Origin of the sequence: Steroidobacter flavus (assembly GCF_042651805.1) — a bacterium.
Taxonomy (GTDB): domain Bacteria; phylum Pseudomonadota; class Gammaproteobacteria; order Steroidobacterales; family Steroidobacteraceae; genus Steroidobacter; species Steroidobacter flavus.
Map to the genome: position 1 here is coordinate 124,247 of NZ_JBHSDU010000014.1, position 23,142 is coordinate 147,388.

General features: G+C 61.0%; 16 protein-coding genes. 6 read left to right on the forward strand and 10 right to left on the reverse strand.

The genetic code is table 11. The features are described 5' to 3' along the window. Positions 1-39: 39 nt before the first annotated feature. The 4 genes from ACFPN2_RS23345 to ACFPN2_RS23360 all read left to right on the forward strand — a co-directional run bounded on the left by ACFPN2_RS23345 (position 40) and on the right by ACFPN2_RS23360 (position 5,930). Positions 40-1,620 carry a DUF6351 family protein gene (locus tag ACFPN2_RS23345; protein ID WP_380601089.1) on the forward strand — a complete coding sequence of 527 codons (1,581 nt, stop codon included), beginning with the start codon at positions 40-42 and terminating at the stop codon, positions 1,618-1,620. 112 nt (positions 1,621-1,732) lie between these two features. Next, a complete protein-coding gene (locus ACFPN2_RS23350) occupies positions 1,733-3,454 on the forward strand; it encodes a DUF1592 domain-containing protein (RefSeq protein WP_380601090.1) in 1,722 nt (573 codons plus the stop codon). Further along, on the forward strand, positions 3,451-4,788 hold the full coding sequence (locus ACFPN2_RS23355) for a DUF1552 domain-containing protein (RefSeq protein WP_380601092.1): 1,338 nt from the start codon (positions 3,451-3,453) through the stop codon (positions 4,786-4,788). Before ACFPN2_RS23350 ends, ACFPN2_RS23355 begins: the two co-directional genes overlap by 4 nt. A gap of 11 nt (positions 4,789-4,799) precedes the next feature. Continuing rightward, entirely contained in the window at positions 4,800-5,930 is a 1,131-nt protein-coding gene (locus ACFPN2_RS23360; protein WP_380601094.1) for a hypothetical protein, read from the forward strand. Positions 5,931-5,949: 19 nt separating this feature from the next. On the opposite strand, the gene ACFPN2_RS23365 is transcribed toward ACFPN2_RS23360, so the two are convergent. Next, complete coding sequence (locus tag ACFPN2_RS23365) at positions 5,950-6,324, reverse strand: hypothetical protein (protein WP_380601096.1); 375 nt, start codon at positions 6,322-6,324, stop codon at positions 5,950-5,952. Positions 6,325-6,358: 34 nt separating this feature from the next. Beyond that, positions 6,359-7,705, reverse strand: a complete 1,347-nt coding sequence (locus ACFPN2_RS23370; RefSeq protein WP_380601098.1) for an alpha/beta hydrolase — start codon at positions 7,703-7,705, stop codon at positions 6,359-6,361. A gap of 209 nt (positions 7,706-7,914) precedes the next feature. Here ACFPN2_RS23370 and ACFPN2_RS23375 point away from each other — a divergent pair, with 209 nt between their 5' ends. After that, positions 7,915-8,607 (forward strand): TetR/AcrR family transcriptional regulator, encoded by a 693-nt coding sequence (locus tag ACFPN2_RS23375; RefSeq protein WP_380601100.1) that lies wholly within the window; start codon positions 7,915-7,917, stop codon positions 8,605-8,607. A gap of 15 nt (positions 8,608-8,622) precedes the next feature. Here the strand turns inward: ACFPN2_RS23375 and ACFPN2_RS23380 are convergent, their stop codons facing one another. Further along, entirely contained in the window at positions 8,623-10,017 is a 1,395-nt protein-coding gene (locus ACFPN2_RS23380) for an MFS transporter (RefSeq protein ID WP_380601102.1), read from the reverse strand. 167 nt (positions 10,018-10,184) lie between these two features. On the opposite strand from ACFPN2_RS23380, the gene ACFPN2_RS23385 reads away from it, so the two are divergent. Beyond that, on the forward strand, positions 10,185-11,564 hold the full coding sequence (locus ACFPN2_RS23385) for a class I adenylate-forming enzyme family protein (RefSeq protein ID WP_380601103.1): 1,380 nt from the start codon (positions 10,185-10,187) through the stop codon (positions 11,562-11,564). 18 nt (positions 11,565-11,582) lie between these two features. Here ACFPN2_RS23385 and ACFPN2_RS23390 read toward each other — a convergent pair whose 3' ends face one another. The 7 genes from ACFPN2_RS23390 to ACFPN2_RS23420 form a co-directional block, all read right to left on the reverse strand. Then, positions 11,583-12,344, reverse strand: a complete 762-nt coding sequence (locus ACFPN2_RS23390) for an SDR family NAD(P)-dependent oxidoreductase (RefSeq protein ID WP_380601105.1) — start codon at positions 12,342-12,344, stop codon at positions 11,583-11,585. A 16-nt stretch (positions 12,345-12,360) separates the two neighbouring features. Then, on the reverse strand, positions 12,361-13,221 hold the full coding sequence (locus ACFPN2_RS23395; RefSeq protein WP_380601107.1) for a fumarylacetoacetate hydrolase family protein: 861 nt from the start codon (positions 13,219-13,221) through the stop codon (positions 12,361-12,363). A 33-nt stretch (positions 13,222-13,254) separates the two neighbouring features. Continuing rightward, complete coding sequence (locus tag ACFPN2_RS23400; RefSeq protein WP_380601109.1) at positions 13,255-15,054, reverse strand: IlvD/Edd family dehydratase; 1,800 nt, start codon at positions 15,052-15,054, stop codon at positions 13,255-13,257. Positions 15,055-15,066: 12 nt separating this feature from the next. Continuing rightward, positions 15,067-17,571, reverse strand: a complete 2,505-nt coding sequence (locus ACFPN2_RS23405; protein WP_380601111.1) for a glycoside hydrolase family 2 TIM barrel-domain containing protein — start codon at positions 17,569-17,571, stop codon at positions 15,067-15,069. Positions 17,572-17,641: 70 nt separating this feature from the next. Next, positions 17,642-19,954, reverse strand: coding sequence for a TonB-dependent receptor (locus ACFPN2_RS23410; protein WP_380601113.1), 2,313 nt, complete (start codon positions 19,952-19,954; stop codon positions 17,642-17,644). 203 nt (positions 19,955-20,157) lie between these two features. Next, positions 20,158-21,777 carry a tannase/feruloyl esterase family alpha/beta hydrolase gene (locus ACFPN2_RS23415; RefSeq protein WP_380601115.1) on the reverse strand — a complete coding sequence of 540 codons (1,620 nt, stop codon included), beginning with the start codon at positions 21,775-21,777 and terminating at the stop codon, positions 20,158-20,160. A 46-nt stretch (positions 21,778-21,823) separates the two neighbouring features. Further along, positions 21,824-23,137, reverse strand: coding sequence for a serine hydrolase domain-containing protein (locus tag ACFPN2_RS23420; protein WP_380601117.1), 1,314 nt, complete (start codon positions 23,135-23,137; stop codon positions 21,824-21,826). Positions 23,138-23,142: the final 5 nt, after the last annotated feature.

Sequence of the window (23,142 nt, forward strand, 5' to 3'; positions counted from 1 at the left end):
CATCGAGCGCCCGACTTGGTCGCGCGCGGAGAAATCGTCATGCGAAAGCCCGTTCTCAGCAGTGTCATCTCTGCCGCCGCATTGCTCGTCGGTGCAGTGTCAGCCTTGCAGGCTGCGCCCTCGGCGAGTGCGGATCGCTGCGTGCAGTTGAAAGGCAAGCAGCTCGGCGGCGCCCTCATAGAAGATGCACAGCGGATCGCCAAGACCGAACCGCTTGGCGCTGACTTCAGCGGCCCCGTCCCCGCCCCCGTCGATGTGTGTCGCGTGCGCGCGGCGATTTCGCCAGTGCCAGACTCGAACATCAAGATTGAAGTCTGGCTGCCCGATGCGTGGAACGGAAAGATGGTAGCCACCGGCGGCGGCGGGATGAATGGTGGGTTGCGCAACTCCGATAAAGAACATTCGGCTGCGATCGCGCGCGGCTATGCCGGCGTCATCGACGATGTCGGCCACGACTCCGCTTCGCCCGCTGGCAAATGGGGCTATCAACAGCCGGAACGAATCGTGGATTTCGGACATCGCGGCAATCATGTCGCCGCCGTCCTGGGCAAAGCCGTCATCGCGGAGTATTACGGCAAGCCAGCGCAGCGCAGTTATTTTCAAGGCTGCTCGGGCGGTGGGCGTGAAGCACTGATGCTCGCGCAACGATATCCAGCCGACTATGACGGCATCGTCGCGGGAGCGCCGGCAGCCGACTTCACGGGACTCATGACTTCCGGTTTCTGGAATTCCCAGAGAGTGTACCGGCTGCCCGAGAGCGCGAGCTTGCCACCGAAAGCCAAACTGTTGCGGGCTGCTGTTGAAAGAAAGTGCGATAAGCTGGATGGCGTCAAGGACGGCGTGATCAACGATCCTCTCACCTGTAAGTTCGATCCGGCGGAGCTGCAATGCAAGTCTGGCCAGGATCAAGCAAGCTGCCTTACGAGCGCCGAAGTGAACGTCGCGCGTGAGGTCTATCGTGGCCCTCGCACGGCGAGCGGGTCAAAGATCCTCAGCGGCGCCGCGGTCGGGAGCGAAGCCGGCTGGGAGCCGATGCTTGTCGCAAAAGGTGTCGTCGCAAACCTCCTGCCGATCCCCTTCTTTCAATGGATAGTCACTCAGGATCCCAACTTCACTCCGCAAAGCTTCGAACTGGAACGGGACTACGCGCTCGCCAAGTCGCGGCTCGGAGCCCTCATCGACGCAACCAACCCTGATCTTAGCGGGTTCACGCAGCACGGCGGCAAACTGCTCATGTATCACGGCTGGGAGGACGGTCTGATTCCCGCAGGCGCAACCCTGGACTATTACGCGGCGGTTCGAAGCCGAATGGGCGACGCCGTGGACGGCAACCTGCGGCTGTTCATGATGCCTGGAGTCTCACATTGCGCAGGCGGACCGGGACCCACCGTTTTCGACAAGCTCGACATCCTCGATCGTTGGGTCGACGGCGGCGTCGCCCCGGAGCGCATCGTCGTCAGCAAATACGAAAACGAAACTTCGATGAACACCGGCTCGGGCAAGTTGCTGAGGACCCGCCCGGTCTGCGCCTGGCCGAAGATCGCACAGTACAAAGGCAGCGGCTCCACCGACGATGCGGCGAACTTCAGTTGCGAAGCACCGCGACCAGCAACACGCTGAAGCCCGCCAATTCCAACTTGCAATCATTGTTGATTGCAAGTTAGAAGCGAACTAGTATCGATCCCCTGGCGTCACGCGCCCTCGATGATGAGGTGCGAACGCGGGGGGATGAATGAAGACCGTCGATCCGGGATTGATGACGTCGAATCACGTTGCAAGGTGCGCAGCTATCTCGCTGGTCGCGCTCGTGCCGGCGCTGTTCGCCGGTTGTGCATCCGACTCTATAGAAGCCGGTGCACCAACAACCGCGATCACCGCGCAACCCGCACCTCCTCCCACGCGAATCGTGGCAGCCCGTCGTCTCACGGAAAGTCAGTATCGGTCTGCAATCAAGGACGTATTCGGGCCCGACGTGATCGTCAACGTGAGATTCGAGCCTGAGGTGCGCAGCGACAGCTTGCTCGCAATCGGCGCGGACACGGCGACCATCTCCGCAAACGGCTTCGAAGGCTACTTCGCAGCGGCCCGAAGCATTTCCCAGCAAGCACTGACCGAAGCGAACCGATCGCGTGTGGTGACCTGCGCTCTTCCGTCGGAACCAGCGAAGGTGCGCAATGACCCTTGCCTCAAGCAGATCGTCAGCGAGGTCGGAACCCAGCTATTCCGCCGCCCGATTGACGCACAGATGCTGACACCTCGCATCGCCCTCGCCGCGGATGTCGCCGAACAAACAGGCAAGGTCGGCAGCGGACTCGAATCGGCGCTGGTCAGTCTGCTGACGGCGCCTGACTTCTTGTTCCGAATCGAACGAGCCGAGGTGGTCCGCGGAGCGGCCGAAACCTGGACGCTCGATCCTTATTCACGCGCGGCGCGGATCAGCTTTCTGTTATGGGATGCGCCTCCGGATAGAGAGTTGCTGGCAGCCGCGGAAAACCGCGACTTGATGACGGAAGCCGGGCTCAAGGCCCAAGTCGACCGACTGCTGGCGTCACCGCGTGTCCAACAGGGCGTGCGCGCCTTCTTCACTGACTATCTGCAGCTCGATCGCTTCGACGGCCTGACCAAGGATGCCGCGCAGTACCCGAAGTTCAGCCCTGCTGTCGCCGCCGCGGCCCGCGAGCAAACGCTTCGAGTCGTTCTCGCTCAGGTGATGCGGGAGAACGCAGACTTCCGAGAGATCTTCACGACCCGCGACACTTTTATCGATCGCTCCCTTGGCGCGATCTATCGAGTACCGTACGCCGCGAAGACGAAAGACGAATGGGTGGCCTACACCTTCGATGAGGAATCCGGGCAGTCCGGAGTCTTGACGCAGGTCACATTCAACTCGCTCTTTTCGCATCCAGCCCGTAGCTCACCGACCAAGCGCGGTGTCGCCATCAACGAGATCTTCAGATGCGTGATCGTGCCGCAGCCTCCGGCCGACGTGGATTTGAGCCAACTATCGAGCGCGGCCAACACCGGCAAGACGGTACGTGACCGCTTGATCTTCCACCGCTCCGAGCCGATGTGCTCTGGCTGTCACATGCTCACCGATCCGGCCGGCCTGGCGCTCGAACACTTCGATGGGATCGGTCAGCATCGATTGAAGGAGAACGGCGCGGTGATCGATGTCAGCAGCGACTTCTTTGGAAGTCACATCGACGGGGCACGAGGCCTCGGTGAGTTCTTGCGCAACGACCCGAACGTGCCCGCATGTCTGGTGAATCGCCTGCGATCGTTCGACACCGGCCGTGCGCCAGCCAGCGAAGACCAAGCCGCGATCGACGCCATGGTCCAGGAATTCATATCGGACGGATTCAACGTCATTCGCGCGATGGCACGCCTGGCTGCCAGCCCCGCATCGTTCGCCGTGCCTGCCTCGCTCACGTCAGCCCCGGGAGAAAGAACATGAAGCGCAAGTTCAATCGGCGCAGCGTCCTGCGTGGCGTGCTCGGTGGACTCACCGTGGGTGTTGCCCTCCCGGCACTCGACTGCTTCCTCGATGGCAACGGCGTAGCCTATGCGGATGGCGCCAGACGCCCGGCTCGATTCGGCACCTATTTCTGGGGCCTCGGACTGACACCCGGACGCTGGGCACCGAAGACGATCGGTGCAAACTATGATCTGCCCCCGGAGATCGCATCCCTGGGCGAGCTGAAGAAGAAGGTGTCGGTCCTCTCCGGTTTCCGTGTCAACCCCGACGGGCGCTCGAACATCGTGCACTGGACCGGTCATTGCGGCATTTTGACAGGCCAGGCGCCAAGCACTGTGGGTGCATTTGATCTACCGAGCTTCGATGTGGCAGTGGCCGATGCGCTGGGCAAGAGCACACGTTTCAAAGCCATTCAGCTCACACCGTTCGGGAACGAGCGCCTGAGCTACTCGACCGCTACAGGCCGAAGCTTTAACACGCCGGACACCAGCCCGCTTGCGCTTTACAAACGTCTGTTCGGCGAAGGCTTTCAGGATCCCAACAGCAGTTCATGGAAGCCTGATCCCGCCGTGATCGTCGATCGAAGCGTGCTCTCCGCCATCAGTGACGAACGCCGCGCGCTGCTGGCCAGCGTTGGGGCATCCGACCGGATCCAGCTCGATCAGTATTTCACGTCCGTGCGCTCGCTCGAACAGCGTCTTGCAGTTCAACTCCAACGGCCTGCCCCCGCCGAGGCATGCGTAGTTCCGCAGGCACCCGAAGAGCGGCCACGCAGCGCCGGCATCGACGTCGTCAATGAAAACAACAAACTAATGGCCGAACTGATGGCCATGGCGCTCGCCTGCAATCAGACGAGTGTCTTCAACGTAGTGCATTCGGGATCGACGTCGGAAGCCTATCTGCCGGGCGACACGGCCACCTACCACCTGCACACGCATGACGAAGGCGTCGATCCGAAACTTGGCTACCAGCCGATCTCCAGCCAACTGGCGACCCTCTGCTTCCAGGGATACGCGGATTTCATTCGCGCGCTGGATGCGGTCCGCGAGGGCGACGGAACGCTGCTCGACAATACGCTGGTGATGGGATTCAGCGAGTCCGGCTATGCGAAGGTTCATTCCATCGACAACATCCCGATGTTCTTCGCAGGCGGTGCCGGCGGCAAACACAAGATGGGTCAGCACGTCGCCGCCAATGGCGATCCGGTCACACGCGTCACACTCACCGCGCAACAACTCGCGGGACTGCCCGTCGGAGAGTTCGGCACCGGCAGCATGCAAACTTCGAAGTCCCTCTCTGAGCTGTTCGCGTAGGAGACGACACAGTGAAAGTCATTGCGCCCACGCTGGCATGCATCTGCACTTCGCTCGCGATCTACACTTCCGATGCCCATGCGGCACCGTGGTCGCGCGGGTTTGTGGTGGAGTGGACCGAACCCGCCGCCTGGTTCGGTGGCAAGACCGAAGCGATCTCCTCGCCGGGACCCGATTGCCCCCAAGGATCCGAGCCGAAACTGGATTTCCGCAAGATCCTCAAAACCTCCTGGCGCACTGAGGAAGAGGTGGACTTCATCCTCAATCCGGAGAACCTGTCGCTTGCGAAGAACCTCGGTCTTCGAGGCCCACGCAAAGGCGAAAGCGTCTATACCAATCTCGAGTCGGTGCCGGATCGCGGCATGCGCACCGTTGTCGGCAATGTGGCGCAGGGATTCAATCTCGACGGCAATGTTCGCACTGGCTTCAAAGGCACCGGCGGTGAGCAAGGCATCGACAACAACTTCTATCGAGCCTGGGGGTGCTGGGAGATGTTTCGCGGCCCGCCCGGCAAATCCTTCGGCGGCCAGTATCACAACGACGATATGCGCAATGGCAAGTTCACGATCGTCATGCTGATCTCCGGCAACAAGGATCCGAACAACGACGATGACGTGAGGCTGGGTCTTTACACAAGTAAGGATCCCATCGTCAAAGACGGCAACGGCAATGTGGCCGGTGATTATTCATACAAGATCGAGAGCGATCCGGCGCATTCGAGCGTGCTGAAGGCCAGGATCAGCAAGGGTGTGCTCGAGGTGATCGCGCCGCAGGACGTCCGCTGGCGGGAGGCGAGCCTCGATCCCGTTCTCACGCTGTATTCAGCCCGGGCTCGACTCAAACTCGAGTCGGATGGCACGCTGGTGGGAATGATTGGCGGCTATAAGCCGATCAAAGAAGCCATCGACACGTGGATAACCACCAACCCGACTGGCGTCGAGCTCGTGAGTCACGTCGACTTGACCGCGGCGTGGTACGCCATCAAACGCCACGCTGACGCGCGTCCAGATCCGCAGACCGGACAGAACACGGCGATCTCGACTGCCATCCGGTACTCCGCCGTGCCCGCCTTCATCATCAAGCCCGACGGCTCCGGACCGATGCAAATCGTGAGCGCCTTGAAAGCCGAGGCTGAGTCGTAAACTCAGCCCCGGCCGCCCATCAGCTCTTCCGACCGGTGAAGGTCCCTTCACCCAGTTCGCCGAGCGACACTTTGCCTTTCATCGTGTTGCCCTCGACCGTGCCCGTGTACGTCACTGTAAGTTCCATGCCTCCCGCATTGACCGTGAACTTCAGGGCGACATTATTCTCTTTCACCGTGCCGGTGACGGGGGCTTGACCCAGCGCCCCCTGATAGTCGCCAGTGACTTCTTTTCCGGCCTGTTTGAGGGTGAACGTCGGTGAACCCGTACCGGCAGACGTTTCAGTGGTCATGTTCCACGTGCCGGAGATATTCGCATCGGCGGCGAAGGCGGAAGACGCCATGACGCCCAGCGCGGCCATCGAGATCAACAACGTTCTGCGCAAGATATTCACGAGCTTCTCCAATGTAGGTTATGTGGTCGAGCGCCTAGTTCTGAGCTGGGCACGGCGGCAAGGCCGCACGAAACGGGCTCACACCTTCCGTGAACTTGCACCCATAGTTCGGATCGGCCACTACAGCCGGATCGAGCACGTCATCGCCCGCGGGTTTGACTCCTTTCCTCACCCACTTCACGAGATCGTCGAAGGCGCGAATCGATTCCTCCGCGGTGAACACACAATGATTCATATCGCGAATGGCTCGCTGCACCAGCAGCTTCGATTTGCCGTGCCTGGCCACGCGGCGTGCGTAAACCTGTTCCATGCTGAACGGCACGAACAAGTCACCGAGCGTGTGTATGCTCAACACAGGAATGTTGATTCGTCCCGTGATGCGTGGCGAGTTGGCGGTGCCCTGAATCAGGCCATACCTGGTGCGATAGCGAGGATCAGGCGCAACGCGAACGATCGTGTCGTTGAACGCCTCTTCCTCTTGCGATAAGGCGGGATCCTGATCGAACTGATAGACGGTGAAGAGATTCCCCGCGCCGGGCACCGTTCCCATGAAGCCGAGGATGAATTCTCCGCCGGTGAACGAGATCGGCACGCCGTTCCAGCTCTGCTCGAAGATCGGTCGTTCGCCGCCGCTGAGATTCTTGATGACTTCCTTGAACTTCAGGCCGGTCGAATTCAGCTGTGTCGGGAAGAGCGGGCCTAGCGACGTACGCAGGATCGGGTAACCGTTCGTTGCCCAATCCGCGGGTCTTGGCACTTGCGCCGTGTGCCCAATCAACGTCTCGCCGGCCAGATACGCATCCTGGAAATAGTCGAACAGCTCGTTGTCGCCCATGTTGCCGCACATCGCTAACGCGCCATCGAAGGCACGCGGCCACCTCTCAATCGCGACCGCCGTGACATTGCCGCCCATGGACCCGCCGGTCATGTACGTGCGCTTCGGCTTGCCCACCTTGCGCTCGAACAGTTTCGCCAACGCACGCGTGTCCTCCGCGCCTGCATCGGTGTTGTAGCCATTCGCGCTGAAGCTCGAAGCCGCCCAGGCGAAACCCTTCGCGATCAAGTGTTCGCGAATGGGCGGGTCACCGACGGTGAGCGCCAGCGCATCTCCGACATAGCCGTGAGCCCACAGGACCAGCTCGCCATTCCAGTTGTCGGGGACCTCGATGTGATACCCCGCTCCCTTGTGAATGCCATAGTAGGCAGTGGCATTCGGCAGGGCCGTGAATGGCAGAGCGGCTTCATCCACGTACCAGGCCGGCTGGGGCGCCGGCTCAGGCTGGTGGCCGGCGCTTGCGTTCGAAACAAATCCAATGTTGGCCGCGATGGCCAAAGCGAGGCAGCACCTGGCGGTGCGCGCCAGTCGACGGATCTTCTCCATTCTCCATCCCCCTTTTCGCGTTGTGACTTTTGTGAGGCGGTGCGGGACCGCCTCAAAGTATCCCAGCAGACCGATAACGAACAGTCAAGTTTGTTTGTTTTTCTGAAAGCGGATGGAAAGGCGGCTGCGTGGCGTCCGGGCGCAGCTGGAGCGGCGGCCAGGGAAATTGCGTGACCCGGAGAGAAGACCCGAATAAAATCCGTAACCCTATGATGCAAAAAACCAAGAGCGAAAAACGGGCCCGCCTGACCCAGGCCGAACGCAGCGCCGCCACCCGCAAGGTGCTGCTCGAGGCGTCGGTCAAATGTCTTTTCGAACATGGTTACGGTCAGACGACGACCATTTTGATTGCCGATATCGCCGGCATCAGCCGGGGCGCCCTGCTGCACCAGTTCCCCTCCAAGGCCGACCTCATGGCCTACGTCGTCGAGGCAGTGTTCGAAGAAGAGACGGCGATGTATCGCGAACTGCTGCGGAACGTCAGCGACCCGGACGAGCGGATGGTCGCGTACGCCATGGCGGCTTGGAAAATTCAGAGCCGCCCGCCGGGTGTCGCGGTACTGGAAATCCTGCAGGGCTCCCGCAGTGACAAAGTGCTTGCGGAAAAGCTCAAGCCGGTCGAAGCGAGGATCGAAGATAGCGCAAAAGCGATACTGCGCCAGGAAATGCACCGGAATATCTCGCCGCCCCTGTTCCGTTTGATGGTGGGCGTGATCCGGGGGCTGTCCATTCAGCAAGTCATCGCTCCCGAGGGCGAGGACGTCACCGAGGCCGTCAAACTCCTCCAAAGACTGCTGCGGGCAGGAATCGAGACGGGCGTCATCGGCTCCAAGGCGAAGGCCGCCGGCAAGCCGCTCAACAAATCGGCGAAGAAGAAAAGAACAGCGGCGGAGACCGCCTGATCGAGCGGGCCGACCTTAGCTGGCGGCCGCCTTCGCTGCGCTCGGTGCGACCGCTTGGCGGCGCGCCCGGACCCGACGATACTCGATCGCGCGCACCAGCCGGCGATGGGTCTTGCCATCTAACGGATACGCCCAAATCGCCACCAGGCTGGCGGCGAACAGGATGAGCGGACCCGCTCCGTATAACAAAGTGATTCCCTGCAGCGTCTCCGGCGACTGAGGGCGATTGGCCACATACCCGATCGCGTCCAGCAGTATTCCGACCAGGCCCGTCCCGATACCCAACGCGACTTTCTGCGAGAACGCCATCAGCCCGAAGCTTGCGCCTTCGGCACGCGTGCCGGTCTTCCATTCTCCGTACTCGACCGTGTCGGGCAGCATCGACCAGACATTCAGGATGAATGCCGAGTTGCCGATGCCGACCGCGATCAATACCAGCCACAGCATCGGACCGCCGCGGGGAGCGAAGGTCAGAATCACGATATAAGCAAGGATATTGAGACCGACACCGGCGAGCCAAACGAGGCGTTTGCTCGCACGCCTCGCGATCATCATCCATGGAATCATCGCCAGCGCCGCCGCTCCCAGGGTCACGACCAGTCCGGTGGTGACCATCGCTTCCGCCCCCACCCAATACTTGAGGTAATAGATGAGCGCTTTACCAGACAGGGTGTAGCCAGTCGCCCCCAGGGCAGTCGCCACGAACAACAGGATGAATGGACGATTCACTCGCAGCGTGACCAGCATCGAGCCCAGGTTCGGATGCTCCTGCGCCGATTCATCGATCGCTTCCCGCGTGGAGGCAAACGTCAGCAGCAAGACTGCCGTCGCCACGACCGAATAAATGACGCTGATGAGGAAGAAACCCGTCCGGCCGCCGCCGAGCGCCTTCGACACCGGCAGCGTCAGCGCCGATAGCAGCAGCCCGCAGGCGATCGCAAACAGCATTCTCGCGGCGGCGAGCTGACCGCGCGTATCGCTGTCCTGGGTCATCTGTGCCGACAGAGCGATGTAAGGGATGTTGACGAACGTGAACGCCGTTCGATAAACGACGTGAGTCGCGAAACAATAGGCAACCAGCGCGCCGGCCGGCAAATCGAGCGGCAAAAACATCGCGACGACCGACAGACCCAACGGCACCGCCCCGAACAGGATGTAAGGCCGATACCGCCCCCATCGTGTGCGGGTTCGATTGGTGATCAAGCCGATGATCGGGTCGGAGATCCCCTCCCACACCAGCGCGACCATGATGATCAGCCCGGCGGTGCTGGCGTTGAGCTCCAGCACGTCGGTGTAGAAGTACAGCAGGAACAGCGAGCAGAACGTGAAACTGAGATTGAAGCCGAAGTCGCCGGCACCATAGCCGACGATGTTGCCGAAGCTCAGCTTGGAAGAATTGGCTCGTGACATAGTTTCAGATCGACAGGAATCCGACCCGGCGCAGATGGGAGTGTTACGAGCACATCATACTGTTTCCCGGCCTTCGCAACCATTCTGGATCGACTATTTACAATCACAACTGATTGCAAGATAAGATGTCGCATGCTAAAGAAGCACGCGAGCTACATGGGTGTGCTATGGCGACGATTCTCGAATTCAAGAAGACCCACGGCGGTGCTACTGCGCCGGAGTTCCGATCGATCCCAGACGTCGTTCGCGAGCACGCACGGACACGTCCTGACAGCATCGCAGTCGTCTGCGATGGCGAAGCTATCGATTACGCCAGATTGAGTGCCACGATGGATCGGGTGACCGCGACACTGCAAGGCGAAGGCGTTTCCAAAGGAAGCGTGGTCGCGATTTGCGCGCCATCATCGATCGCCTACCTGACCGCGTTCCTTGGCGCGCTGCAGGCCGGAGCGGCCGTCGCCCCGCTGCCCGCGCATGTCCCCAAGGATCAGCTGGTCGCCATCCTGGAGGACTGCCAGGCCACGCATCTGTTCCTGGACAGCGCCCGCAATCGAACGATCTCGGCGATGTCGGCAGGCATCAAACGTATTGCTCTGGACTCCTCGCTTGCGAATCCCGGGTTCAACACCTGGCTGGCTTGCGACGCATCGATACCGCGGTCCGTGGATATCGGTCCGAAGGACGCCTTCAACATTGTCTACTCCTCCGGCACCGCCAGTTTTCCGCAAGGAGTTATCCAATCGCACGGAATGCGTTGGGCACAGTCGGCGGCTGGCGCGGAATTCGATTTCACCGAGTCGGCGGTGACACTCTGTGCAACACCTCTCGAGCACAACATTACGCTGGTCAGCGTCTTCGCAGCGCTGGTCGGCGGCGGAAAGATCGTGTTGATGCCGCGGTTCGACGCACGAGGCTATCTGGAGCTCGCGCACAAACATCGCGCGACCCATACCATGCTCATGCCCGGCCAGTATCAGCGCATCGTGGAGATGCCGATTTTTACCGCATACGATTTGAGCTCGTTCCGGCAGAAATTCAGTATCAGCGGCCCCATCTCCGCCGCTTTAAAAAAGCAGCTCATGGAACGCTGGCCCGGCGGATTGGTCGAGTATTACGGCACGGCCGAGGGCGGCGGTGTGTGCATGCTCGACGCTCCGAGCTATCCGGACAAGTTACACACTGTGGGCAAGGCCGCGCCAGGCAGCGATATTCGCGTCGTCGATCAATACGGTGAGGAAGTCCCGCCGGGAAACACCGGTGAAATCGTCGGGCGCTCCGCCGAAATGATGACCGGTTATCTGAATCGTTCCATTCAGCCCTCGGAAGTGTGGTGGCACGACAAGGTCGGCAGGCCGTTCATTCGCACCGGAGACATCGGGCAACTGGACTCAGACGGATTTCTGACCCTGGTCGATCGCAGGAAAGGCGCGATCGCCGCTGGCGCGGCAGCACGTGATACGTTGGATAGCTCCGGAAACGGAGCGACTCGTAGCAGGCGCGCCAAGGTGCATGGCCGGCGAAAGAAACAATTGTTGTATCAGTACTGAGGAAGCGACGGAGCTTTCTCAGTACGTCGTTCGCCCTCCTGAGATATCGAACACCGCGCCGGTCGAGAAGCTGCACTCCTCGCTCAGCAGCCAGGAGATCATCGCGACGACCTCCGGTACCTCGCCGAACCGACCCATCGGAATCTTGGCTTTCATGAAATCGACCTGGCTGCGCGGCATCTGCTCCAGCAGCGGCGTCACGAACACGGCCGGGGTTACTGCATTCACCAGCACGCCGGTGGTGGCGAGCTCCTTGGCGAGCGATTTCGTGAAGGCGATGACACCCGCCTTCGATGCGGAATAGGCGGATGCATTCGGATTGCCTTCCTTGCCGGCGACCGAGGCCACATTGACGATGCGACCATACTTGTTCGCGATCATGAAGGGCACGATCGCCCGGCAGGCATGAAAGACGCCGTTTAGATTCACCGAGATCACCCGGTTCCAGCTATCGATCGGATATTCGCGTACCGGGGCGGTTGCGCCAGTGATGCCCGCTGAACACACCAACAAGTCGATTCTCGATAGTGCGGCGTGCGAAGCTTCGGCCGCCGCTTGCACAGACAGCGGATCCGCGACATCGACCACGTGCGTCGATGTCGCGCCAACTTCCGCTTGCGCCTGAATCAGCGCCTCTTGGTTTTGATCCCAAAGCGCAACTCGTGCGCCCTCCGCCACCAGCCGGGCTGCGGCAGCTTTACCGGCTCCCGAAGCGCCACCGGTGATCACGGCGGTACGACCCCAAAAGCGGTCTTTGAACATCTGCGATTCCTTGTGCATGTCGCTCGCCATCGATTCAGCCGGCCGCCGATCGATACGCGATCACGCTCTGCTGCTGCTCGCCCAACTTCGCAATGCCCAGTCGCATGCGATCACCGGCCTTCAGAAACATCGGCGTCGGCTTCATCCCCATGCCCACGCCGGGCGGTGTGCCCGTGGTGATGACGTCTCCCGGCGCGAGGGTCATGAACCGGCTGCAGTAGCTGACGAGTTTGGCCACGCCGAAGATCATGGTCCGCGTGTTGCCGGTTTGCATGCGCTGACCATTCAGCTCCAGCCACATATCGAGCTCTTGCGGATCACCCACCTCGTCAGCGGTCACCAGCCAGGGACCAATCGGACCGAAGGTGTCACAACCTTTGCCCTTGTCCCAGGAGCCGCCGCGCTCCAGTTGATACTCCCGCTCCGAAACGTCGTTGACGACGACGTAGCCAGCCACGTGAGAGAGCGCGTCCGCTTCATCCACATAGCGCGCCGTAGAGCCAATCACCACACCGAGCTCCACTTCCCAATCCGTCTTCTTGGAGTCCTTGGGGATCATCACGTCATCGTTTGGCCCTTGAATGCACGTCGTCGCCTTCGTGAACACGATGGGCTCGCTCGGGATCGGCATGTTCGACTCCGCCGCGTGATCGGAGAAGTTGAGCCCGATCGCGATGAACTTGCCGACACCGTTGAGCGGCGCGCCGTATCGAGGGCTGCTGGTAACGGCCGGCAGCGTCGACGGATCGATACCGGACAAACGAGCCAGACTCACCGGCGTCAACGCGTCGGGCGTGATGTCCAGTATGTGAGCCGAAAGATCACGGATCGTCCCACTCGGATCCAGCAGTGCTGGCTTTTCCTGGCCGACGGGTCCATAGCGCAATAACTTCATCGAAATCTTCCAAAGCAGGCGCTTCAAGCGCGGTTAATGATTGTCCCGGGGGATGCCACGCGTCTGCGCGATTTTCTGAAACTCGATCGCATCGGTGAGCACCGCGCCATGTTCAAGCTGGCCCACCAGCTTGCGCTGGATCTCTTGCCAGGGTGTCTGGCTCGGTGGATATCGGTAACCCCCTTCCCTTTCCAGGGTCATCCGACGACGATCGACTTCCTCCGCCGGCACCAGAACGTCGAGGCGCGCTTTGCGTAGATCGACCCGAATCCGATCTCCCGTACGTAGCAGCGCAAGCCCACCACCGGCGGCCGCTTCGGGTGAAGCATTCAATATGGAAGGCGAGCCAGAAGTGCCCGACTGACGCCCGTCACCGACGCATGGAAGCTGTCGCACGCCTTTGCGCAGGAGATAGTCAGGCGGCCGCATGTTCACCACTTCCGCGGAGCCCGGATATCCGATCGGACCGCAGCCACGCATGAAGAGAATGCTGTCTTCGGTGATGTTCAGCGACGGATCGTCGATCCGTGCGTGGTAGTCCTCCGGGCCGTCGAACACCACCGCAGTTCCTTCGAACGCATCGGGGTCCGCGGGATTCGAGAGATAACGCTCCCGAAACTCGGCCGATATCACGCTCGTCTTCATGATGGCGCTGTTGAAGAGGTTGCCGCGCATGACGACGAAGCCGGCGCGCTGGGCCATCGGCCGACTGATGGGACGAATGACTGCTTCATCCTCAATCTTTGCGTTCGCGCACAGCTCGCCGATCGCTCGACCCGTCACCGTCTTCGCATGCGTGCGGATGAGATCGCGTGACATCAACTGAGCGATGACGGCCGGGACACCGCCTGCGCGGTAGTAGTCTTCGCCGAGGTATTCCCCCGCCGGCTGCATATTCACCAACAGCGGCACGTCCTCGCCGTACGTCTGCCAATCGGCGAGGTTGAGCTGCACTCCCATGTGAGCGGCGAGCGCATTCAGATGGATCGGCGCATTCGTTGAGCCGCCGATCGCAGAGTTCACGACGACGGCATTGAGGAACGCGTCACGCGTGAGAATGTCCGACGGCTTTAGATCCTCGTGCACCATCTCGACGATCCGGCGCCCTGTGACATACGCCACTTCCTGCCGATCGCGATACGGCGCGGGAATGGCCGCCGAGCCCGGCAGCGACATTCCCAGAGCTTCGGTCAAGGAGTTCATCGTGGTCGCGGTGCCCATGGTATTGCAGTAGCCGGTCGAAGGCGCCGACGAAGCAACCAGCTTGGTGAAGCCGATGCGATCGATCTCACCGGCCGCCAGCATCGCCCGAGCCTTCCAGAAGATGGTGCCCGAACCGGTACGCGCGCCTTTGTACCAACCGTTGAGCATCGGCCCGACGGATAGCGCGATCGCGGGAATATTCATCGTGGCGGCCGCCATGAGCAACGCCGGCGTGGTCTTGTCGCAGCCGATGGTGAGCACGACGCCATCCAACGGATATCCATATAAGGTCTCGACCAGTCCCAAATAAGTGAGATTGCGATCGAGCCCCGCGGTGGGACGCTTGCCTGTTTCCTGAATCGGATGAACGGGAAATTCCAACGCAATCCCGCCCGCGGTTCGGATGCCTTCTTTCACCCGCTCCGCGAGCACCATGTGGTGCCGATTGCATGGGGCGAGATCCGAACCGGTCTGAGCGATGCCTATGATCGGTTTTCCGGAGTGCAGCTCCTCCAACGACAGACCGAAATTCAAATAGCGCTCCAGGTAGAGCGCGGTCATGTCGATGTTGTCCGGATTGTCGAACCAGGCCTGCGAGCGCAGTCGACGCGGAGGATGGGGCTCAGTCATGCGTATTCCATATCAGCCGATTTCAATATCCAGCGAGTCCGAGCTCAAGCCGGGAGAGCTCACACGAAGCACCGCTCTTCCGGATCGTGAGGTGGCTTGAACGATGGCAAGCGCCTCGCCATGAAAGGTCGTGCAGTTTGGATCGCTGAAGCTTTTCAGCCCCCGCGGATTGGCCGAGCCCGTCGCTCGCAGCCGCCCGGGACCTTCGATTGCGAAGGTCAACGGCACCGCCGCGTCGGGAACGATCCGTCCTTGCGCATCCAGGATTTCAGCGAACACGTACGCAAGATCGTTCGGGGTCGCTGCGATATTTGTTCGCTCAGCCCTCAGACGCACAGTGGCCGGTGCTCCCACGGTGACCAGTTTCTTTCGACCGATCTCCTGGCCGCCTCGGAACCCGATGGCAACGAGCTCGCCCGGCTCGTAAGGAATCTCGAACTCCGCCGTGAGCTTGTCCGCGCGGGTGACCGGTTTACGGCCGATCTCTCGTCCATTGAGGATCAAGCGCACTTCGTCTCCGTGTGTGTACGCTCTGACGATGACGGTCTGGCCCGGCGAGTTCCAGGTCCAGCTCTCGAGCTCGTCGTGCCAGCCCCAGTCGGAGAGCCATTCGTACGTACCCGGCGGCGTCGGTCGCTGAACGAGCAGTTCGAGGGCGCTGCGCTCCCAAAGCACGTCGCGATACAAACCTTGCGGCTTGCGGCGCCCCAGAATGTCGATCTCGCCGCAGCCGGAGAGATAGGCCGGGTAGTCCCAAAGAAACATTGTGAAAGGCAAAGGCGACGTCGGCGGCGGTGTACCCACGGGCAATAGCATGGACGAGCCCGCGCCCACCTCGCCCAGATACTCGATGCCTGCCCAGACGAACTCGCCGATAAACCACGGGCATGCCTGCGCTTTGCGCCAGCCATCGTGAATGTCCTTGGCCCACTGCTCCGTCAGCATGAACACGACGTCTGGATAGGCGTCGTGGTCCGCGTCGAGATACTTCTGCATGTAGTTGTACCCGACCACGTCTAAGTGGCGACGGGCCGGCTCGCCTTCACTACCGGGTGGGCCATTGATTCCCGCCGTGATGAGCCGAGATGCATCTAACGCGAGCACGGCCTCGCGCAGCTCAGCGGCAATCTCGACGCCGCGCGGCGCGTTACGCTCTGGAATCTCGTTGCCGATGCTCCAGAAAATGATGCTGGGATGGTTCCGATCCTGGCGGATCATCCGCTCGAGGTCATTACGCCAGTGCTGCTTGAAGTGTTTGGAGTAGTCGTTGTTACGAAACTTGGGCAGCTCCCAAACGTCGAACACTTCGTCGACCACCAACATCCCGAGCTCATCGCAAGCATCGAGGAACGCGGCAGGAAACATATGGTGCCCGACTCGAATCGCGTTGTAACCGTGCTGCTTGAGCAGCTCGACCTTGCGTACTTCCGCTCGATCGATGGCTACCGCGCCGAGGATGCCGTGATCGGCGTGAACACAGGCTCCCTTGAGCTTTACCTGCTCGCCGTTGATGGTGAGACCGTGCGTGGCGGAGACCGCGACAGAGCGCACCCCGAAACGCACGGACGAACTGTCGATGACTCGCCCCTGAACCACCAAGGAAACGTCCGCCGAGTACAGGTGCGGATGTTCCGGTCCCCATAGCTTCGGCTCGGCCACTCGTACCGCGACCCGTCCCTGCCCTGTCCCACTTGCGTGAACTAACACGCGCGCGTGTCCTTCGCCAACAGCTTGATCCGTCGCGTCCCGGAGTCGCGCGTAGATATCGACGATGGTCTCTTCCGCCAGGTGACTCTTCAGATCGACGTCGATCTGAACGTCCGCACCTTGGCTGTCAATGTTCGGCGTGGTGACAGCCACACCCCAAGGAGCGATGCGCACGGGCCCGGTCACAGTCAGCCAGACGTGTCGATTCAAGCCGGAGCCGGAATACCAACGCGATGTTTCCCGCTCGTTGACGACGCGGACTGCGACTACGTTGGGCCAGCCAGGTCGCAACTGTGCGGTGATGTCGAAGCTGAAAGCGCCGTAGCCATATATATTCGACCCGAGCTTCGTTCCGTTGAGCCACACTTCCGTCTCGCCGAATGCGCCGTCGAAACGGATCTCGACTCTGTCCTGTGCCGAGTGGGTGGGTGCGGTAAAGCTCTTGCGATACCAACCCACACCGCCGACCGTCCACGCAGTACCCCAGGTGCTGGCACTCGCATTCGGATCGAACGGACCGACGCGCAAAGGAGGCCCGTCGGCTGATGGATCCGGCCACGACGCAGTCCGGATCGGCACGTTACTGGGTTTAGCCGGAACTCGCGCGACCGTCCAGGTCGCGACCGGCGGCGTCCAGGGCGCTGTTGTCTTCGGCGCGCCGGGCAGATCCTCGATGCTCCAATCGTGCGGCAGGTCGACCCTCCGCCACGCCGAGTCATCCAGCTCGGGCCGCTCAGCCTCCGGATGATCCGAACTTAAGAAACACCAATCGTTGTCGAACGCGATCAGCGCTCTGGGATTCGGGCTCATCTTTGCTACGGAACTCAACAAACAACACAGGTCGCGCGCTCGACGACAAAGCCGAGCGCGCCCCGATCTCTTACATTCGGAAGTCGACGGCGATGCCGTACGTGCGATACAGATTGCTGGTCTGGGTGGAGATATAAGACGTGCTACCGCCGCCGTTGAAGCCACCCAGTGGATCGGGCGATCGGGTCGGGTAGTAGTTGTCGAGCAGATTGCGTCCCCACAGGCTCACCCCCCAACGACCATCGGGTGAACGCACGCCGAGCCGCGCGCCCAGCAAGGTCCGATCGGGCATCACCAGGAAGGGATCGGGCGAGGCGCTCATGCTGTAGCCGGTCTCGTAGACCAGGTCGCTCTGCACGAACAGCTCGAAGCTACCCACCTGCCGTGCGTATTCCCCGCCCACCAGAACGCGCCAGTCCGAGACATTCGCCAGATTGTCGATAGACCGTGTCGTGCCACCAGCTGGGCAAGTAGCAGTCGCTGTCTGATAGCTGCTGCATGCTACGACGAAACTATCCGAGTACTCTGCATCCGTGTAGATGACGCCCGTGTTGAACGTCAGCCCATCGGTAATGCGTCCGAACATCTGAATATCGACGCCTTGAGTCGTGATATACGGCGCGTTGCCGTTCGCAAAGCCCGGCACCGGATTGGTTGCGCTCGATGGCACATACACCTGAGTCTGGAAATTGTCGACCTTGGTGTGGAACGCCGTCGCGGATGCGAAGATGCGGTGGTCGAAAATATTGGCGCGAATGCCAATCTCATAGTTGGTGGGAATCTCTTCGTCGATGATGACCAGCGACGGATCGGACACCACGGCCAGATCGTTCACCGCAGGTCCCTTGTAGCCGCGAGCCACGGTTGCAAACGTCATCACATCGGGCGTCCAGTCGTATTGGACGCCCGCACGCCACGAGAAATTGTCTGTATCCACACCCTGATCGACGTTTGGGAACGTTCCCGAGAATGCCGGGAAATAAACAAACCCGCGGCTGGCGAGCGCGGCGGCGTCTGCGCGGTGCGAGACTGCGGAGAGCGTTTCCTCGGTATAGCGACCTCCCGCGATCAACGACCACTTGTCGGTCACATGGATGGTTGCCTGACCGAATGCGGCCCAGCCGTCGGAGTCCACATTAATGTTATATGACCGCGCGGTCACGGCGCCGGGATAGAAGGCTGCATCCAACAGGGGCGCGAACGAGCCCAGGCGGCCAGCTTGAATGGAGTTCGATTCCGTGCTGTTGTCGTAGTAGAACAGACCCGCGACAAACTCGACGGTCTGACCGGCGGGAGAAGTAAACCGAATCTCCTGGCTGAAATTCTTGTCCTCACCCGAGGGCATGTTCGTGCTCAGGATGTTGATCGGGAGAGTATCTGTGTCGCCGCCGAGGCCGTTGAAATTCGACGGACCATAAGTGGTTTCGCGTTGGGCGGTGATCGACGTGATCACATAGTCGTTCGGCAAGGTATAGTCGACTTGAGCCGACGCGCCGTAGCGATGCTCGCTGTTGTTCCTGTAGACGCCCTCAGAACAAACCTCACGGTTTCTGCGATCGGCGACGATGCCGCAGGCCGCTAATGCGTTGACCACCGCGGGGCGACTGGCGACTGAGAAAGCAAATGTGGACTCGCCGTTGTTTCGCGTTTCCTCCCAATCGCCAATCAGATTCAGTGACAGGTTGTCACTAGGCTCCCACAAAAATCGCAGCCGCCCGCCATAGCTTTCGCTTTCACCCCGGGTATCCGTCAAAACGTTGCGAATCGGCGAGGCCTGACTGTTGTTCTGCAAGCTCAGTCGCAGAGCCGCGGTCGAGCCGATTGGCGCATTCACCGTCAAACGCTCGCGCTCACGTTCGAAGTTGCCGAAGTCCACCGAGCCGATGAGCTCAAACTCCGACAGACTGGGCGCATTCGTCACGATATTGATGACACCGGCGGACGCGTTCTTGCCGAACAGCATGCCCTGAGGACCGCTCAGTACTTCTACCCGCTGGATGTCGAAAAGGTTGTTGATGTTGGTGCGCCCCATGACGACGCCGTCCAGCACCGTCGCAACCGCCTGCTCCGAGGAGACGGTAAAGCCGCCGGTTGCCACGCCGCGGATGCCGTAGTTGCCGTTGTTGCCGCTGAGCGCGGGAACCGCGCGGGACAACTCGTCAACGGCCGTAATGTTTTTCTGGGCCAGGAACTCCTCGCTGACCAGAGTCACGGTCACCGGCACGTCTTGAATGCTCTCGGTGCGTTTTTGTGCCGTAACGACCACTTCCTCGAGCGCGTTCGCACTGTCCGTGGTCTGCGCCGCCGCCGGTAGCGCCAGCATGCTCAAGCTGCACACCGGCAGCCACGATGTGCGCAATGCACCCCATGTACGCTTCAACATCTTCTCCCCCTGGCGCGTACGCGCCTATCTTTATGCAATCTCAATTGGACTTCAGTCGAGCGCCCCGGCCGGGCCGGGAGTCCCAGTGACAGCCAAATTTTTAGCATTAATCTTACAAGCAGTCTAGCTTGTTTTTATGTAAGCCGTGCCCGGCGATTGCGGGGCGTCGCAGGCCCGCCCCAGCCAGGTGGAGTTACTTTCTTCTAGTTCTCAGATACACAGCCGTAGCTCGCGGCATCGCTCGCATCTCCTGTACCGTTCCATTTCGCGCGCTTCGGATAGGCACACAGCAGTCCGCTGCGCTCCACCCCGGCAGCCCGCGGGTCAGCGAATGCCACGGCCAGCTTCTTCGGCTTGATGACACGCACGCTCTCGGGCGCTTTGCCCTGCTCCACCCACGTCTCCAGTGCGGCCGAAAGGTCGGTGCTCGGATCCGGAGGCTGCACAGCCGCGCCCAGGCCACCCATGATGCTGGGACCGGGGCCGCCGACACAGTGCTGCATGCCAGGCACCAGAAACATTTTCACGACCTTGTCTCGTTCCGGTGCGCCCATCTTGCGGCCCACTGACTCGAAGTAGTCGATGCTGCTGCCGACGGGAATCGCCGGATCCGCCATGCCGTGGAACAGGATCAGCTTGCCGCCGCGCGCGGCAAAGCGACTCAAGTTTGGATCGGTTGCATTGAATATCGGGGCAAAGCGAGCATCGATGGTTGAGGCATCCTTGTCCGGATCGAACGCCGTGACTCGCCAACCCTCATCGCCTGTCACGATGTAACGCATGAAGTTCAGAGCGAAACGCCCCTGCCCCGTCCCGCCTGGCTCCTGGCCGAAGATCCAACCGTCCCAACCCATGCCGGGCAGCGGCGCGCCGACTTCCGCGCCCGGCGGAAACCCAGGATACAAGCGAACCCCCTTGGATGTATGTGGCCCACGATGAATAGCCTGCAGCGCTTGCATTTGCGTTGGCGTCAAACATGCTTCGGACTTGCCAGCCGTGCACAGCAGTTTGTTCGGATCGAGCGTGCAGGACTGCGGGGCGGCCACCAAGCCATCTTTTACCCCGTCGAGAGCATCGCATTGCTCGTTGACCGCCGCCTGGATCGCCGGCGCCATCGTTCCCGGAATGAACCCACCAGGGGCCGATAACGCCTTGGTGTTCCACGCGAATGACATCATCAGGTGCGTCCAGTCGTGCGCCGGCGCGCCCGCGACGATTCCGTCATAGTCATCCGGATAGCGTTGCGCCGTCATCAATGCCTGTCGTCCGCCGTTCGAGCAGCCAGCGAAGTACGAACGCTTCGGCGCTTGTCCGTAAAACGCGTTGACGATCGCTTTGGCATTCACCGTCATCAGGTGAATGGCTCGATGAGCGAAGTCGACGACTTTCTCGGGATGACCTTTGGCCCAAGACGCATCTTCGGCGACGCTGGCGACGTGCCCGGTATCCGAGGACACACCGGCGTAGCCACGCTTTACGGAAATCGCCAGGGCGGGCACATTGATCGAGCCCGCGAAGCCACCGTTATCACTCCCTTGCAGCTTGCCATTCCACTGTTGCAGCGGCAGCCACACTTCGAACTTGATATCCGAATCCGATGTGGGCTTGATCGTGCCCCGAACCCGGCAATGCGCCGGCAATGCGATGGCGGGCATATACGCAGCCGCGGGATTCTTATATTCACCCGCAGGGACGACCGTACCTTCGATCGAAGTGTCGCTGAGCGGGAGCTGCTTCAGTTGCTCGCACGACGTGCCGGATGCATGGGCGGACACACCCAGCGACATCGCAGCTAGACCGAGAGCCAAGAAACGTAACGACATCACAGATTTCCCCCAAGTATCAAAATGCATCTCGAGAACATTTGATTCACACCGCGGCCCGATCGACGATCGCATCGCGCAGCGCCCGCTGGAAATCGTGCTGAACCGCGGTAACCGGCTGCTGAATGAAGAGCGCCGCGGCTACATCCAGCTCTGGGTCCGCCCAGCTCTCCGTTCCGTACGCGCCGCCCCAACCGAAGGCACCGACGCTGCGGCCAGAGCCTTTCGCGGAATCTTCCACGATACGGACGCTCAAGCCGAAGCCGTGCCCGGCGGTCATGGCCGGGAACCACTCGGCGAACATCGAACCCACCTGATTGCTCGACATCAGCGCGACGGTTTGGTCTTTGAGAATGCGATGTCCGTTGAGAGAGCCCCTGTTCAGCAACATCGCCTCGAATTGCATGAAGTCACGCACGGTGCTGAATAGCCCACCGGCGCCGCAGATATATTTTGGCCCGAGTCCCAACAGGGACGGCTGAGCGCTCCACGCGCCCTCCTTGCGAGCATAGAGCGTGAGGATGCGCTCCTGCTTCTCAGGCGGAACGTGGAAATACGTGTCCCGCATCTCGAGCGGCTCGAACAGTCGCTCGCGCAAGAACGCATCCGCCGGCATGCCAGAAGCAATCTCGACGATCCGCAACAGGACGTCGAAACCATCCAGGGGCGAGTACCGAAACTTCGAGCCCGGCTGAAAATCCAACGCCGCCGATCCCAGCCGCGGGATGTAATCGGCGAGGGTGTCATCGGGCCTGCGCTCGATCTTGTTGACCAATGACGCTTCACCGGAACTCGACAATCCGGACGTGTGAGTCAGCAGGTCCTTGATTGTGATATCCCGATTCGCCGGCACCAGTTGCACTTGCGAGGCCTCTTTGGCATTCGGCGGCGTCACCGCGACCTTCGTATCCTTGAAGGTCGGAATGAAGCGATTGACCTTATCGTCCAGCGCCAGCTTGCCTTCATCCATCATCTGCAACACTGCGACTGCCGTGACGACTTTAGTGGAGGACATCATTCGAAACAGGTCGTCCTTACGCATGGGCTCGCCCGTGGTTACATCCCGCACACCCTGGGCCTCGTACCAAACCAGCTTGTTGTGACGAGCGATCGCAGCGACCGCACCGGTAATTTCGTTCTTATCGACATACTTCCGGATCGCCGCTCGCACGTTCTCGAGGCCGGCGCGGGACATGCCCACTTCCTCCGGCGCATGTAGCTTCCAGTCGAACATCGACGGCCGTCCGATGGCAGTCATGCGCTCCAGCTCTTTTGTAGCTTTGGGTGCGCAGCCGGCAACCCCCAGCGCGAGGCCCAGCCCGAGCGCCCGGCGGCGCGTGATCGAATCAATGCTCTTCAATGCCA